The 16264-nt window shown below is 34.2% G+C and carries 11 protein-coding genes; all 11 read right to left on the reverse strand.

The window, feature by feature from the left end; translation table 11 throughout:
- Positions 1-84: 84 nt before the first annotated feature.
- The gene (locus tag HMPREF1864_RS05550) at positions 85-4626 is read right to left on the reverse strand and encodes an S-layer homology domain-containing protein (RefSeq protein WP_062571842.1); all 4542 of its coding nucleotides are present in this window, start codon (positions 4624-4626) and stop codon (positions 85-87) included.
- Between the two features lie 420 nt (positions 4627-5046).
- A complete protein-coding gene (locus tag HMPREF1864_RS05555; RefSeq protein ID WP_062571843.1) occupies positions 5047-5883 on the reverse strand; it encodes a 3-hydroxybutyryl-CoA dehydrogenase in 837 nt (278 codons plus the stop codon).
- A gap of 13 nt (positions 5884-5896) precedes the next feature.
- Complete coding sequence (locus HMPREF1864_RS05560; RefSeq protein ID WP_062571844.1) at positions 5897-6673, reverse strand: enoyl-CoA hydratase-related protein; 777 nt, start codon at positions 6671-6673, stop codon at positions 5897-5899.
- Positions 6674-6678: 5 nt separating this feature from the next.
- On the reverse strand, positions 6679-7863 hold the full coding sequence (locus HMPREF1864_RS05565) for an acetyl-CoA C-acetyltransferase (protein ID WP_062571845.1): 1185 nt from the start codon (positions 7861-7863) through the stop codon (positions 6679-6681).
- Between the two features lie 168 nt (positions 7864-8031).
- Positions 8032-9135, reverse strand: coding sequence for a non-hydrolyzing UDP-N-acetylglucosamine 2-epimerase (wecB, locus tag HMPREF1864_RS05570; RefSeq protein ID WP_062571846.1), 1104 nt, complete (start codon positions 9133-9135; stop codon positions 8032-8034).
- 1 nt (position 9136) lies between these two features.
- Positions 9137-10165: a glycosyltransferase family 4 protein gene (locus tag HMPREF1864_RS05575; RefSeq protein WP_062571847.1), complete on the reverse strand. Its 1029-nt coding sequence runs from the start codon at positions 10163-10165 to the stop codon at positions 9137-9139.
- Positions 10166-10174: 9 nt separating this feature from the next.
- Complete coding sequence (gene upp / locus HMPREF1864_RS05580; RefSeq protein WP_062571848.1) at positions 10175-10801, reverse strand: uracil phosphoribosyltransferase; 627 nt, start codon at positions 10799-10801, stop codon at positions 10175-10177.
- 1 nt (position 10802) lies between these two features.
- Positions 10803-11234, reverse strand: coding sequence for a ribose 5-phosphate isomerase B (rpiB, locus tag HMPREF1864_RS05585; RefSeq protein WP_062571849.1), 432 nt, complete (start codon positions 11232-11234; stop codon positions 10803-10805).
- Positions 11235-11242: 8 nt separating this feature from the next.
- Positions 11243-12298 (reverse strand): L-threonylcarbamoyladenylate synthase, encoded by a 1056-nt coding sequence (locus HMPREF1864_RS05590; protein WP_062571850.1) that lies wholly within the window; start codon positions 12296-12298, stop codon positions 11243-11245.
- A gap of 69 nt (positions 12299-12367) precedes the next feature.
- Entirely contained in the window at positions 12368-13552 is a 1185-nt protein-coding gene (locus HMPREF1864_RS05595; RefSeq protein ID WP_062571851.1) for a M20 family metallopeptidase, read from the reverse strand.
- A gap of 7 nt (positions 13553-13559) precedes the next feature.
- Entirely contained in the window at positions 13560-15407 is a 1848-nt protein-coding gene (locus tag HMPREF1864_RS05600; RefSeq protein WP_062571852.1) for an LTA synthase family protein, read from the reverse strand.
- Positions 15408-16264 lie beyond the last annotated feature (857 nt).

A 16264-nucleotide genomic window follows, 5' to 3' on the forward strand; every position in this document is an offset into this window, starting at 1 on the left:
ATTAAAATTTTAAAAGGCAGCCCATTTTAGAGCTGCCTTTTATCTTTAATTAATATCTTCTTATAAAATAAACTACTAAATAATTTATTTTTCTTCTCCGTAAGGTGGAATAGGAAAAGTAAATCTCTTTCCATTTAACCTAATCCATTTTTCGTGCTTTCCATCAGAAAGTCTTTTATAGTCATGACCATTCATGGCTTCAACTACTGGCCCATATGCCCAGTGACTATCATCCATATCAATCATAGGTGCAAGCTCTTGTGCATGAGCCTTCGCAAAATCTAAATCTGCATACCTATTCAAAATTCTGTTTGTTGAACTTACCACTTCTGCTCTTGTTATATTCTTTTCAGGTTTAAAGGTACCGTCTGGATATCCACTTATCCATCCCTTATCCTCAGCTGAAGAAATAAATTTATATGCCCAATAATTTTCCTTAACATCAGAGAATTTTAGCCTTGCTTCTTCTGACAAACTATCAAATCTTGAAGCAATTGAAGCAAACTCTGCTCTTGTTATTGGCGCATTGGCTTTAAATGTTCCATCAGGATAGCCAGAAACTAATTTCTTTTCGCTCATAAATGTTACAGCGTATGCATACCAGTCATTTTCTTTAATGTCTTTATAAGGCATAATATATTTTCTGCCCTTTTCTGGTCTTTCCTTTAACAATCTCGCAAACATCATAGTTACTTCTGCCCTAGTCATTGCTTTATCAGGTCCAAAAGTTTTGTCCGGATAACCCTTCATATAAGCATAATGATCATCAATATTTAGAGTAGGTTCTCCTGTTTTTACATAATAATATTTATGCTCAGGTTTTGGTTCTGGCTTTGGTTCAGGCTTTGGTGAAGGTTTAACTTGACTTTTTACAAGTATTGTATATTGGATTGTCTTATTATCCTTTTGATCTTTGATGATAAAGTCCTTACCATCTTCAGTTTGTTCTGCAGTCCATTTATAATTATAAACTTCTTTTTTACCAGATTGTGAAAAAGCTTGTCCTTTAAAATTACCATTAACCTTTCCTACAACGGTTAACTTACTTCCATCAGATACACTATCTTTCACTTTAATTTTTGGAACTTTTAAATCTAATTTATCTGGAACGCTTGTTACATCATTATATAAATCAGAAAATTTAGTGTAATTGCCGTTTCTCAAAGTCATTTTTACAATGATTTTATTTCCATCACGCTTAACATCACTAGCTTTAACTTCAAAAAGTTTATTTTCTGTTAATGTTGCTTTTAAATCAGCAGGAATTTCTAATCCTTCTGGAATTGTAAGCTCTGCTATAAATTCACTTTTTATATCTTTGGTTGTTATAGTGTCAGAATTCCCTGCATAATTATCTTTTAAATGTTGTATTTGATTTTTAATTGAAGAAACATCAAGTTTTCCATCAAATGTTAAAAGGTCCTCTTTATCTACTGGATAAATGCTATCATGTTCTGTGTCGTAGTCTTCATTAGCCTTTTTAACAAGTAAATCGCCACCAAGAGTTAATTGAACAGGTTTTGAAACCATTATTGTATATTGGATAGTAGAATCATCTTTTGCTTCTGAATCTTTTCCCTCTATTGATTGGTTTCCAGTCCACTTAAAGTCGAATTTTTTGATTGTATCTTCTTCTTTTGCTACTGAAGAAAATTCTCCTTTAACTTCTCCTTTAATCGTGAATTTTTCGCCGTCTTTTATTTTATCAAAATCTTTTAATTTTAGCCCATTAACTGTTACTGAAAGTGTATTATCTTTATCACCTGCTGAAAAAACTGCATCTTTTAATTTTTTATAATCAGTCATTCCATCTTTAAGTTTAAATGTTACAGTTATTTTTTGTCCGTTTACTTTTGGTTCACTAATTTCAAAACAATTGCCAAGTCCCTTAGCTTCTACTTGTAACTTTTTAGGAGCTTCTACTTCTTTAGGTAAAGTTAAAGTAGCAGTAAATATTGATGTTGCTCCAGTTAGAGAAATTTTATCAAAATCTTTTTCTTCTTTTTTAAACATTCCCTCAATTGCTTTCATTTTGTCTTTTATAGAAGAAACATTTACTTCACCTGTTAAAGAAAATTCTTTATTTTCAGAAATGATTTTTATATCTTTACTTGTTTGTTTACTGTCTGACAAAATATCAGAGTCAATTGTTTCTTGTGAAGAAATTTTAGGAATATTCGGATCATCTTTCCAAGTTAAATAATAAGTTGTATCTTTAGTTATCTGTGGATTTTCCCCTGGATAATTAAAGATGAAAGACTTATGATCATCAAATCTTATAGTATCATATCCTGATTCTATTGTTTTAGACCAACTGTCATTGTTTTTAATAACAAAGCCAGTTTTTGTTGCATCTTTATCTGGTTTTAATTTGTTATGGTCAAGTCCATTTAGTAAATCAAATAATTTATCATTGTATTTTGCAGTTTTTTTAAGTACTGCAACATCACTGCCGTTTTTATCTTTTTCAATTTTAAATACATCTTTTTGAGTTTTAAAGATTGAATTTTCACTAAAAGTTCCCCCATTTGCTGAGAAAGAAACTTTATATTCATCATCAGTGTATTTTGCGTAAAGGTCTATTTGATTTTGTCCTTGAGTAAAGTCAATTTTTTCTTTTGTCTTATAAACATTTCCACTTCCATTAGGAGTTATCGTCCAGCCTACAAATTTTTTACCTTCTACTTTAAAATCAGCTTTTTCTTTTAAGATATCTTCAAAAGATAAAACTTCTATATCTTTTGCATCTTTACTTACAGATGATATATAGTCTTTACCAGCTCCATTGTGGTAAATAACTGTTTTTCTTTCCCATTTTGCGTAAACTTCTATGTCAGCAGTTAGTTTTTCATCCCAATTAAATTTTTTTTCTTCCCCAGAAGCTGTCTTGTAGTACCAACCTAAAAATTTGACACCGTTTTTATCACTTGGATCACCAGGATTAACATTTCCTACAACATCATCAAGTTTATAGCCTCTTATTGTCTTAAATTCTTTATCTTCATTAGTCTTATCAGAAAAACTTGCATCAGCATTATTTAATTTAAAAGTAGCTTTAGCTCCTGGTACAAAAACGTGTTTTTTATTATCCTTTGATGGATTAGCTACTGGATAACTATATTCTTGACCATTCTTGTTTATTGGTTTTAATTCGTTTATATTACTGTCTTTAAGAGTAAAATAAGATAAATATTCATCTCCATTTTCTTTACCATTTGTTGGAGTTGTAACATTATAGTTATTATTTGGATCATATGCTACTAGATATGAACCACCAGTTACTACATAAGTGCTGTTAGTGTTTCTATGTGCTCCACCATTATCAACAGTTTTGTCTTTGTTATCTGTATTTACTACAGAATTTCCTTTAAAAGTTAAATAACAAGGTCCCTCTCTCACTCCTGTTCCATAAGAAGGTGTCCTTTGCATATTTGTAGTTTCAAGAGTTGAATTTTCAAAAATAACTTCTCCTGGCTTATAATCAATATTAAGTCCACCATCAGAGCTGTTTTTTATTATAAATTTTGAATCTTTAACGACTAATTTTTGCGAAACCGTAACTCTTGAACCATCTGCTGTTACTGTCGAATTATTTTTTATTTCTGAAGGTCCAAATAGTCCAAATGAATTTTTATACTGCCAAACTCCTTTTGCCTTATATACATAAAATTCAGAATTATCTAAATGAAGTCCCCCTTTAAATGTTCCATCCTTTTGTTCATCTGGATTAAAATAATACCAAACATCTTTAGTCGTAAGTGAAGCATCTTTCATATAAAGCCCTGAATATTGTTCACTTGAACCAAGTTTACCTTCAACATAAACTGTACAGCCAATAAACCTAGAATCAGAAGAGTAAGAAAATCCACTGCCTGTTTGTTCTTTTGCAGAAATTTTTAACTTATCTTTAGATGTACCCTTAATTTTTGCTTCGTCAGCCAAACTAAAGGCAGTTCCATTTTTATCTAACACATAATTTCCGTCATTTATTTCTGCTCCTTTTTCTACTAAAATTCCTTTATTATAACCACTAATATTAAGTGTTTTTCCTTCAGCTACACAAAGGTGAGAACCTTCTTTTAATTCGATTGCAGTTCCACTTCCTTGCATAGTTACATCAGAGATAAATTTTAATGTTATTTTTTTATTAACTGTTATATTGGCTTCAGTAAGGCTTACAACATTAAGAGTTCCCCCATCATTAATCTTTTCCATTGCCTTAGTGAAAGTTTTAAACGGTTTTTCTTTTGTACCGTCATTATCATCATTACCATTTTTACTATCAAGATAAATTTCAGATAAGTTTTTAGATTCACTTTCAGTTGAAGCTTCTCTATTTTGATAAAGCTCCTTACTATTTCCTAGATTTTTAATATTATTAAACTTCTCGTCTTCAATAGATATTTTTTCATTATTAGAATCACTTTTCTCTTTAGTATCATTTTCCTGTTTTACATCTTGATTACTAATGTTAAGGTCTGATTCCTTATCTTCTTTTTTCTCTTTCTCTAACTCTAAATTAGCTTGTGAAGCACTAGAATCTGCATATACTATCTGCACAGATGGACACACAATCTCAACAGCCATTAGTAATGCCATTAATAATGATATTATCTTTCTTTTCATAATTCCTCCTAATTTAAATTATAATAAACACAATATTTTCTAAAACTATAATAGTCTTCATACTTACACCATTGTCCTTATATTAAGTCCAATGAATGTATATAATATGTAGCTTAAACATTTTTAGATTCCATTAATCCATATAGTTTTTATTAACGCCACTCCTATTATATCCTCCCAATGTATATAATATGTTAGGATATATATTCTTCTAATGATTATTATGATAATAGAATAATTATTAAAATTCAATTAATTTTTTCAGAGTAAAAGGACATAAGTCTTCTTAATATTTTGCTATATATAATTATCGGTAGACTTAATTAAATAATAACTCTTTCTTACAATTAGAGTGTCCTTGCTTTAACCAAGTGTGTGATAAAAAAAAGAAGGCCTAAGCCTTCTTTAAAGTTTAAATAATTAATATTTGTAAAATCCTTCGCCAGTTTTTCTTCCAAGTAGTCCAGCCCTAACCATCTTCTTAAGAAGTGTATGAGGTCTGTATTTTGGATCGCCGAATTCATTGTAAAGAACTTCCATGATTGCAAGTACAACATCAAGTCCTACAAGGTCTCCTAGAGCAAGAGGTCCCATTGGATGGTTTGCGCCAAGTTGCATTGCTGTGTCAATATCTTCAACTGATGCAATACCTTCTGCGTAAATACCAATTGCTTCGTTGATCATTGGAATTAAAATTCTATTTACAACGAAACCAGGAGCTTCGTCAACTTCTACTGGTGTCTTGCCAATTTCTTTAGAAAGCTCAATAATCATATCCTTAACTTTAGGATCAGTTTTCTTTCCAGAAATTACTTCAACAAGTTTCATCGCTGGAACTGGATTGAAGAAGTGCATACCAATTACTTTTTCAGGTCTTTTTGTAGCTGCACCAATGTCAGTTATTGAAAGAGATGAAGTATTTGATGCGAGAACAGTTTTTGCGTCGCATTTTTCACATAATTCTGTAAATATAGCTTTTTTAATTTTTGGGTTTTCTGTAGCTGCTTCAATGATAAGGTCACAGTCAACAACATCTTCAATATCACTTGAATATTTAAGATTTGCTAGAGCCTTATCCATTTCTTCCTTTGTCATTCTTTCTTTAGAAACATTTTTTTCGTAACCCTTTATGATTTTGCTTTCAGCATTCTTTAATGCTTCTTCTGCAATGTCTCTAACTATTACTTCATGATGAGTTGCAAGTACTTGAGCAATACCTGCTCCCATAGTACCTGATCCAATTACTGCTATTTTCATTGTTATCCCTCTTTTATTCCCCTGTAAATTCTGATTTTCTCTTATTTAAAAATGCATCCATGCCTTCTTTTTGGTCATCAGTTGCAAAGCATAGACCAAAGTGTGTTTTTTCAATTTGCATAGCTGTATCAATATCTGTTTGAGATCCATTGATAATTGATTGCTTAGCGTATTCAACAGCCTTAGGAGCGTGAGATGCAATTTTATTTGCCATTTCAATGGCCTTATCTATAAGTTCTTCTGGTTCGTAAACATGGTTTACAAGTCCAATTTGGTAAGCCTTGTCGGCACCAATCATTTCTGTTGTGTAGATAAGTTCCTTTGCGTATCCTGGCCCAATAACTCTAGAAAGTCTTTGTGTTCCACCAAAGCCTGGTGTAATTCCAAGACCAACTTCTGGTTGACCAAATTTTGCCTTTGTAGATGCTAGTCTTATGTCACAAGCTATGGCAATTTCACATCCACCACCAAGGGCAAAACCATTAACTGCTGCAATAACTGGTGTTCTACATTTTTCAATTTCCATAAAAGTATCCATACCAAGTTTTGCAAAGTCATAAGCTTCACTGGCTGTGAAGTTTGCCATTTCTGCAATATCGGCACCAGCTACAAAGGATTTGCCTGCACCTGTTATTATGATGCATCTTACATCTTCTCCAACATTTGAGAAAAAGTGGTGAATTTCCTTTAACATAGCAGAGTTAAGAGCGTTTAGACTCTTTTCTCTACTAAGTGTTATAAGAACAACTCCATTAGGTTTCTCTTCTGCTATTAGATATTTATAGTCCATCTAGATTAGTCCCTTCCTACGATAAGAGCTGTTCCCATTCCTCCACCGATACAAAGTGTTGCAAGTCCTTTCTTAGCATCTCTCTTCTTCATTTCGAATAATAGAGTTGTTAAAATTCTAGCACCACTTGCTCCAATTGGGTGACCTATTGCAATAGCTCCACCGTTTACGTTAACTTTGCTAATGTCAAAGCCCATTTCCTTGTTAACTGCACAAGCTTGAGCAGCAAAAGCTTCGTTAGCTTCGATTAGGTCAAGGTCATCTGCCTTTAGTCCAGCAATTTTTAGTGCCTTAGTTGATGAAGGGATAGGTCCTGTACCCATAATCTTAGGGTCAACACCTGCTGTTGCATAAGAAATAATGTATGCAAGAGGTTCTACTCCAAGTTCTTTTGCCTTAGATTCTTTCATTAGTACAAGCATTGCTGCACCGTCGTTGATTCCAGATGCGTTACCTGCTGTAACTGTACCGTCTTTTTTGAAAGCTGGTTTAAGTTTTGCAAGTCCTTCAGCTGTTACACCATCTCTAATAAATTCGTCAGTGTCACAAACTGTTACATTGCCTTTTCTATCTTTAATTTCTACAGGAACGATTTCGTCTTTAAATCTTCCTTCTTTTTTAGCTCTTTCTGCATTGTTTTGAGATCTTGCGGCAAGTTCGTCTTGCATTTCTCTTGTAATGCCATATTTTTCAGCTACATTTTCAGCTGTAATACCCATGTGGTAGTCGTTGAAAGCATCCCAAAGTCCGTCGTTAATCATTGTATCAACAACTTTTTTGTCGCCCATTCTTGCTCCCCATCTTTCATTTGTAAGAGCGTAAGGTGCCATTGACATTGATTCAGTACCACCAGCTAGTACGATTTCAGCATCTCCTGCCTTAATAACTTGAGCTGCTAAACTTACTGCACGAAGTCCTGATCCACAAACGATATTAAGTGTAACTGCTGGAGTTTTAATATCAATTCCTGCTCCAAGTACAACTTGTCTTGCAACGTTTTGTCCTTGTGCTGCTTGAAGAACATTACCGATGTAAGCTTCGTCTACCATATCTGGTTTTACATTTGCTCTCTTAAGAGCTTCTTTTGCTGCAATTGAACCAAGTTCTACTGCTGGAGTGTTCTTAAATTGTCCTCCAAAACTACCTACAGCTGTTCTTGCAGCTGATGCTATAACAATTCTATCTTCCATGTTTTCCTCCTTATTAGTGCCATGTGGCAATTGCCACTAGTTAAAACACTCTCTCCCTTTGATTTGTACAAGTTGTGTGAGTAAAAATATTATTTCTCTCTAATTTCAACTTTTATTAAAAGTTATGCCAATTTATACTGCTAGCTAAATAGATTTAATATCCTAAAATCAAATCATACTTTCTAGTACATCAACAATTTTTTCTGCTGCATGACCGTCCCCATAAGGGTTGACAGCTTTTGCCATCTCATCATATAGGTCCTTATCTTCAAGTAAGGCAACTATAGAATCATAAACATCTTGTTCCTTTGTACCAACAAGTTTTGCAGTCTTAGCTTCTACTCCCTCCATTCTCTCTGTCTCATTTCTAAGAACTAGAACGGGTTTCCCTAGAGCAGGTGCTTCTTCCTGAACTCCTCCTGAATCTGTAACAACAAATTTTACCCTTGCCATTAAGTTTGAAAAAGGAAGGTAGGAAAGTGGTTCAATTAAATGAACCCTATCTAAATCAGCAAAATACTTTTCAGAAGCTTCCCTTACTATAGGATTTAAGTGCCTTGGGAATACAATTTCAAGATTTTCCTTTTCCAAGACTACACGTCTTATGGCTTTGAAAATATCTTCCATTGGCTTGCCCCAATTTTCTCTCCTATGTGCAGTAAGTAACACTACATTTCTATTATAATCTAAATTGTTTAAAATTTCATCGTCAAATATAAAATCTTCTTTAACAGAATACTTAAGGGCATCTATAACAGTATTGCCAGTTATGAAAATATTTCTTTCATCATAGCCTTCATTGATTAGGTTTTGCCTGTTTGATTCAGTTGGCGCAAAATGATAATTTGAAATTACACCTGTTAGTTTCCTGTTGGCTTCTTCTGGATAAGGTGAATAAATGTTGCCTGATCTTAAGCCTGCTTCAACATGACCAATTTTTATTTTTTTGTAGAAGGCAGCAAGAGCTGCAGCAAATACTGTAGTGGTATCTCCTTGGACAAGTAAAATGTCTGGCTTTAATTCATCTAGGATTCCTTCAAGACCTAAAAGAGTTTTTGTTGTCACATCTGTAAGAGATTGACCCTTCTTAAAAATATTTAAATCATAGTCTGGTTTTATATCAAAAATTTCTAGCACTTGGTCCAGCATTTCTCTGTGTTGACCTGTGACACAAGTATAGCACTCTAGGTTCTTCCTCTTTTGAATTTCCTTTATTATTGGTGCCATCTTTATGCCCTCAGGCCTTGTACCAAATACAAATAATACCTTCAATTTATTCCTCCTTGTTTTTTAACATACCTGCTGCCACTCCCGTTGCAATTATTATAAGTAAAACTCCTATAGAAATTACAAGGGCAATTGATGAATGAAATCTTGAAATTAAATTTGCAAGAACTCCAAAGATTGCAGATATAGAATAGAGAATTACAACAGTCTGCCTTTGATTTAGTCCCATTTTCAAGAGTCTGTGATGGAGGTGACCCTTGTCGGCTTCCACCATGGACTTACCTGATAATTTTCTTCTAACCATGGCAAAGGCTGTGTCAAATACTGGCACTCCCAAGATTAAAACTGGCACAAATATCATTAATATGGCAGCTTGTTTTAAAAATCCAGAAATACTTATATATGAAAGCATAAACCCAAGATAAAGGGCTCCCGTATCTCCCATAAATATCTTTGCTGGATTGAAGTTGAAGGGCAAAAATCCTAGACATGCACCTGCTACTAAGACACATACAAGGCTCACGTCGTACCTTCCCATCTTATATGTTATAAAGAACATTGAGATGGCACATATCATTGAGACTCCTGACGCCAGTCCATCTAGTCCATCAATTAAGTTAATTGTGTTAGTTATTCCACAAACCCAAAAAATTGTAACTGGTATAGACAAAATATTTAAAATAAGTAGGGCATCATGGGAGTCAAAGGGATTTGTGAAAAATTCTATTTTCATCCCACCAAGAATTAATATGACAGCCGCTAAAATTTGAAAAAGAAATTTTAACTTGGGACTTAGGCCTTCCTTGTCATCATAAAGTCCAGATATGGCAATGATAAGAGAGGCGATAAGTGTCATCATTAAGTTTTTATTTATTGGCAGATAGTAGACCATAAGGATGGAAACAGATATCACCATGGCTATGCCACCGCCTACTGGTATAGGTTTTTTGTGGACACGTCTCTCATCCTTGGGCACATCTAAAAAACCCTTCTTTTTTGCGAACTTTATAGTAAAGGGCATTTGAATAAATGTCAGTATAAAGGCCGCTAAAAAAGGAATTACAAATTTATACATATTAACCTCTTACTTAGTTCCAAATAATCTATCTCCTGCATCTCCTAGGCCAGGTACAATATATTTGTCGTCGTTTAATCTTTCGTCAATAGCTGCAAGATAGATTTCTACATCAGGATGGGCTTTTTGCACAGCTTCTAATCCTTCTGGGGCTGCTAATAGATTTATTGACTTGATGTTTTTTGCACCATTTCTTTTAAGTTCGTCTATGGCTTCTATTAGGGAACCACCAGTTGCAAGCATTGGATCTACAACAAGCATAAGTCTTGATGAAACGTCCTTAGGAAGCTTTGAATAATAAGTTACTGGTTTGTGAGTTTCTGGGTCACGGTACATTCCTATGTGACCAACTCTTGCTGCTGGGATAATTGTAAGTAGACCTTCTACCATACCAAGTCCTGCTCTTAGGATTGGCACAATTCCAACCTTCTTACCAGAGATAACCCTTCCTGTAGTCTTGCAAATAGGAGTTTCTATTTCAATTTCTTCAGTTTCAAGGTCTCTTGTAACTTCGTAGCCCATAAGCGTTGCTATTTCATTGGCAACTTGTCTAAACTCCATGGAGCTTGTTCCTTTTTTCCTTAATATTGTCATCTTGTGATCAATTAGTGGGTGTTTTATTAAAGTGTATCCCATTTTAGTCCTCCTCGATTTTCTTTACTCTATTAATGTGTCTTCCACCTTCAAATTTTTCATCTAAGAAGGCATCTAGTATTTCTATTGCCATGTCGTGGCCTATAAGCCTTGCTCCAAGAGCCAAAACATTGGCATCATTGTGACGTCTTGCAAGCCTTGCTGAGTAGGGTTCAGAGCAAAGTGCTGCCCTTATTCCCTTTACCTTATTTGCAGAAATTGAAATCCCAATTCCAGATCCACAAATTACTATGCCAAAGTCTAGACCTTCGTCTATTACAGCATGACCTACTGCGTGACCATAGTCTGGATAGTCTACCCTTGAATCATCAAAGGGTCCCAGGTCCTTGACTTCAATATTTTTTTCTTCAAGATATTGGATTAGGTCTTTTTTTAGATAAAAACCTGCGTGATCTGAACCAATTCCTATTTTCATATTTCCTCCTAAATCCTCATGACTACCTTGCCACCGCAAGCCTTCAAGAGCCTATTCATTATGCTAAGACCCATCCCCCTAAGCTCGAAACCTTCTGCAAAAATTATGTCAATATCTTCTTCGTCGCATCTTCTTAGTGCATCAAAAAGATTTGTAGCAACCTCTTCCAAATGCTCTCTTGATCCAAGGTTAATAAGTAATTCTACGGCATTGTTTACATATTCATCATAGGTTTCTTCAGTTGCAAGAACTGCGATTTTCTTACCCTTGTTTTCTTCTATATTCTTCTTGATTTCATTTACAAGTTTATCAAGTCTACCGCCAAAGCAAATTGCCTCTGCCCTTGGAGCATAATGCCTGTACTTTTGTCCTGGTGACTTTGGCACTTCTTGGGACTTGGAATCAATAGTGGCTGTATCAATAGTTATTCTTTCATCAACTTCTTGTAGGTCCTCAAGGGTAATCTTGCCTGGTCTTAAAATCATTGGTGGGTCAACTGTTACATCAAGAACTGTTGATTCTATTCCAACAACGGAATGTCCCCCATCTACAATTATATCAACTCGACCATCAAGGTCTTCTATTACGTGTTCCACCTTAGTTGGGGAAGGTCTGCCAGATAGGTTTGCTGAAGGAGCAGCTACTGGAAAATCCACTGACTTTAAAATGTCGTGGGCAATCTTGTTGCTTGGCTCTCTTATGGCAACTGTGTCAAGGCCACCTGTTGCTTCGTCAGGTATCTTGTCTGACCTTTTGAAAATTATTGTTAAGGGACCTGGCCAAAACTTCTTAATACATTTTTTTGCCACTTCAGGTACTTCTGCAACTAAATCATCTAGTTGTGAATTGTCTGCTATGTGAAGTATTAGTGGGTTGTCGCTAGGTCTGCCCTTGGCTTCATATATTTTTTTGCAAGTCCTCTTGTTAAGTCCATTGCCACCTAGTCCGTAGACAGTTTCTGTTGGCAGGACAACGAGGCCTCCATCTCTTAGGGTCTGACTTATTTTTTTTAGATAAACTTTATCTTTGCCATTCCCCTTAAATTTAAATATTTCTGTTTTCACAAAAAACACCTCTATCCTTAATATTATACCAAGAAGAGAGGCGTTTTTTAATACCTTATAGCTATTTAATTACTTGTGAGGAATAATTTTACCAGTTTTTATACTTTCTTTAAACTCACTTAAAATTTTTTCATAAACTTCATCATTTTGCAAAACTTCTATTCCAACTTCAACAATGGCTGCAATAGTTTTTTTCATTTGGTCAAAGGCGTAGTCAGTCATAGTGGCGTCCCTAAACTCTACTGTGTGAGATGGTGTTCCTTCTTCAGCGATTTTAAAATAGCCGTGAAGTGTTGGGACTTCATGAGAAATATCTCCTGCATCAGTGGAGCCTGAGTTTAGTTCTATGTCCTTAACTTCTTCATCAAGATATTTTTTCATTTTTTCCATTAAGACTTCATTAAAGGCAAGATTTCTCACTGTGTTGTCATTTCCCTTTTCGTATTCAGAAATTTTAACTTGGCATCCTGTTGCAAGAGCAGCACCCTTGGCACAAGCTTCAAGTTTTTCCAAAAGTTCTAAGAGATATTTTTTCTCTGGACTTCTTGCATAAAATCTTGAATCAGTGTAGTCAGGAATAATGTTAGCAGCTTTGCCTCCATCTTTTATGATGCCGTGTATTCTTGATCCGTCTTTTGTTTGTTGTCTTAGGGCATTAATAGCTGAGAATAAAACTATTTGCGCATCAAGGGCATTGATCCCTTCATGAGGTGTGTCTGCAGCGTGTGCAGTCTTGCCAAAGAACTCGAACCTTCTTGTGGCAAGTGCCAAGGAGTTTGGTGTAACTGAATTAATGTCACCTGGGTGCATCTCAATGGCAACATCAACATCCTTTAGTTCATCTGATCTAGCAAGTTCAATTTTTGTACCGCCAACTTCTTCTGCTGCAGTTCCAAAGACAATAACTCTTCCGCCAATCTCATCAATTAACTTTGACAAGACTATTCCTGCTCCTGTGGCAGTGGCTCCTAGGATGTTGTGACCACATCCGTGACCAATTCCTGGTAGGGCATCATATTCTGACAAATAAGAAATTGTCCTTCCAGCTTTCTTTGAATCGTAAACTGCCTTAAAGGAAGTCTCACATCCAAGATAAGGACACTCTACATCAAAGCCATGCTTTTTTAATAAATCAATGTGGGCCTTTGAAGACTTGTACTCTTCAAAGCCAATTTCTGGGTTATTATAAATAAATTTTCTAAGTGAAGCAAGTTCACCAGAGATTTCTTCAACAATTTTTAAAATATTTTCCATAAGTCACCTACTTGTTAATCCTGTAATATTGGTATCTCCTGTAGTCATCATAATAATCCTTTGCCTTGCCCTTTACTTCTTGTCTTGGATAAGCTTCCTTGCCATCAAAAACATAATTTCTTGAAATAATTGGGAGCTTCTTCCTCAAATCTGAATTGTAGATAAAGAAATTATCCACCTTGTTAAAGCCCAACATATCTAGGACAGTTGATGAAAGATAGCATGCAGCAATAGGTTGACCATCCTTTACTTCAACCCTCTTCTTGTCCATAAGGGCCTTGGCCTTTTCATTAGCAACTACTATATAAGGAGTGGAGTAAAATTCTACTTCCTTATCAATATTTTCATTGGAAAGATGCTTTCCAATTTCATCAAAGCCTGACTGATTTGTTCCAAGACCTGGCAAGTGGTCACCATAAAATATCATAATAGTTGGCTCGTCAAGTTCTTCCATAGTCTTGTACATTTCTCCCAACATTGTATCCATGGCCTTTACCCCCAAGAAGTAAGAACCAATACTATTCTTTACATCTTCAGTAAGTTGTGACTTACAAGTGAAGGGCAAAATTTCTCCATACTTGCTAAGATCATAAGGTCCATGGTTTTGGATATCAACTGCGTAAGATAAAACTGGTTCCTTAGATTCCTTTACTGCCTTTAAAAATCTTTCCTTATAAATTTCTGTAAATTGTTTTTCATCTACATATCCACCCTTCATAAGAGGTTCCTTTATATCTTCTAGGAAGATATTGTCATCAAGTCCAATCTTTGGATAGACATCTTTTCTTCCATAGAACCAGGCAAAGCCAGGGTGAAAACCATAAGTTTTATAGCCAATAGTCTTTAAAAGATTTGGAAGGGAACCAACATCTCTTTTTATGGCATTAAAAGCGTAGTTGTTGTCAGGTGCACAATTAATAGTCATCGCCCCTGTCAAAACATCAAACTCTGTATCACCTGTTCCACCAATATATGCAGGGACTACAACCCTACCATGTAGGACAGATTTATCTTGCAAGATTTTAAAGTTTTCATTAGGGTCATTGCCCTTTTCAAAAGTAAATTGTGGGTCTTGTGACAAGTCTGTAAAGGCCTCTCCCATTATCCAAATTATATTTGGCCTTTCCATCTTCTTTATTGCTTCAATGTTTTTGCTTTGGTCTTTGGAGTCACGTTCTGCAATTTCTTTTTCATTGTAGCCTTCTGGTGGTCTTATAAAAGAATTTTTCAAATTGTATAAGAAGGAATAATTAAAGCCCTTGGAGTTACACTGATCAATTGAATTATAAATATTCCCCTTAACTGGAAGTTTGTAGTATAGATCGTCCTTAGAGTAGACACAAGTAACAAGCAAGGCTGATGAAATTAAAACTACAAGAACTGAAATTATTCTATCCTTTAATCTGATCTTTTTACTTTTAAATATAAATGCCAAGACTAGCAAGACAATTAACCCAGCAAGGGCTGTAAGACTTCCCCTTAGGTCTGGATAATAAGAATTCTTAGTCATATTAAGAGCTTCGCCAGCAAGTCTTATGTCAGAAATTTTAAGTGGCGCATTCCTATAAAAAACCTTATTCCTGTTTACAACAAAAATCACTAAGTAAAAAATGGAATTTAAAATTAAGGCAGGTCTTCTTCTACCAAGAAGTCCTTGAAATAAAATTCCTGTAAGTAATATTGGAATGAAATTTAAAATCAAGACTAGGGGAGTCCTTATTAATTTACCAGGCAGACCTCCACCTGGTGCCAATGTTAGCATAGCAAGACCAATAATTAATCCAAAAAGTCCATGAATCAAAATGTCATAGACATTAAAGGCCTTGACCTCCTTTGATTTATTTTTATTAAACATCTAATCACCTTCTAATTTTCAATTATATAATATTCTTAAATTTTTGGGGAGTTTTTGTAAAGTTAAAGTAAGTATATTTGTGGCTACAAAATAATTAACCTACCCTCCCTATTGAAGTAATAAAAATTTTTTTCACTTATAGGGCTTGCAAGCTTTAAAATTTTTTAAAATTTGCATTTGTGATTTCAAATTTTATAGAGTCAAGCTGTAGATTAACTTCACAAAATTAAATTTTTATAACTTCATATTAACTCACAAAGAAGCCTCCACTTGTCCATAAGTTAATATAAGCCTAGAAGTTTTAATTTATTCAAAATATTAATTTAATTTATTTAAAATTTTCATTTTTCTGCAAAAAAAAGACTGCCGAAGCAGTCTTATTTTCTCTTTTCAGAGTGAAGATTGGTATAATTTTATTATTAATCTTAGGAGTTATGGGGTTCCCAAAATCAAAGTAATTTTTGTTAAATGACATTTACTATCATTAACTGTGTTCATTATAGTATAGGTTTTTTATTTTGTAAATAGTTTTTGATAAAATTTATCAAAATTATTTTATCATATTTTATTTAAAGGTTCCCCTTCTATTTTTTTTACTTGAATGATCCTTATAAACTTGCATCATTTTAGAAGTTTATAATTTTTTATAGACTCCTAATCTTTTATAAGCTTTACAAATGCTCATTAAGTCGCAGCTCTTTGAAACTTTACAAATATTCATAAAGCCATAATTATTTACAACTTTACAAATCTCTATAAAGTTATAGCATCCTATAAGGTCATGTTTTTTCAATTTAAAAATACCATAGACTTAATTACTTGCATAAAAACCTGCTAACAAAAGTCAAGTATAACCT

The organism is Peptoniphilus sp. DNF00840, assembly GCF_001553125.1.
GTDB lineage: Bacteria > Bacillota > Clostridia > Tissierellales > Peptoniphilaceae > Peptoniphilus_A > Peptoniphilus_A vaginalis.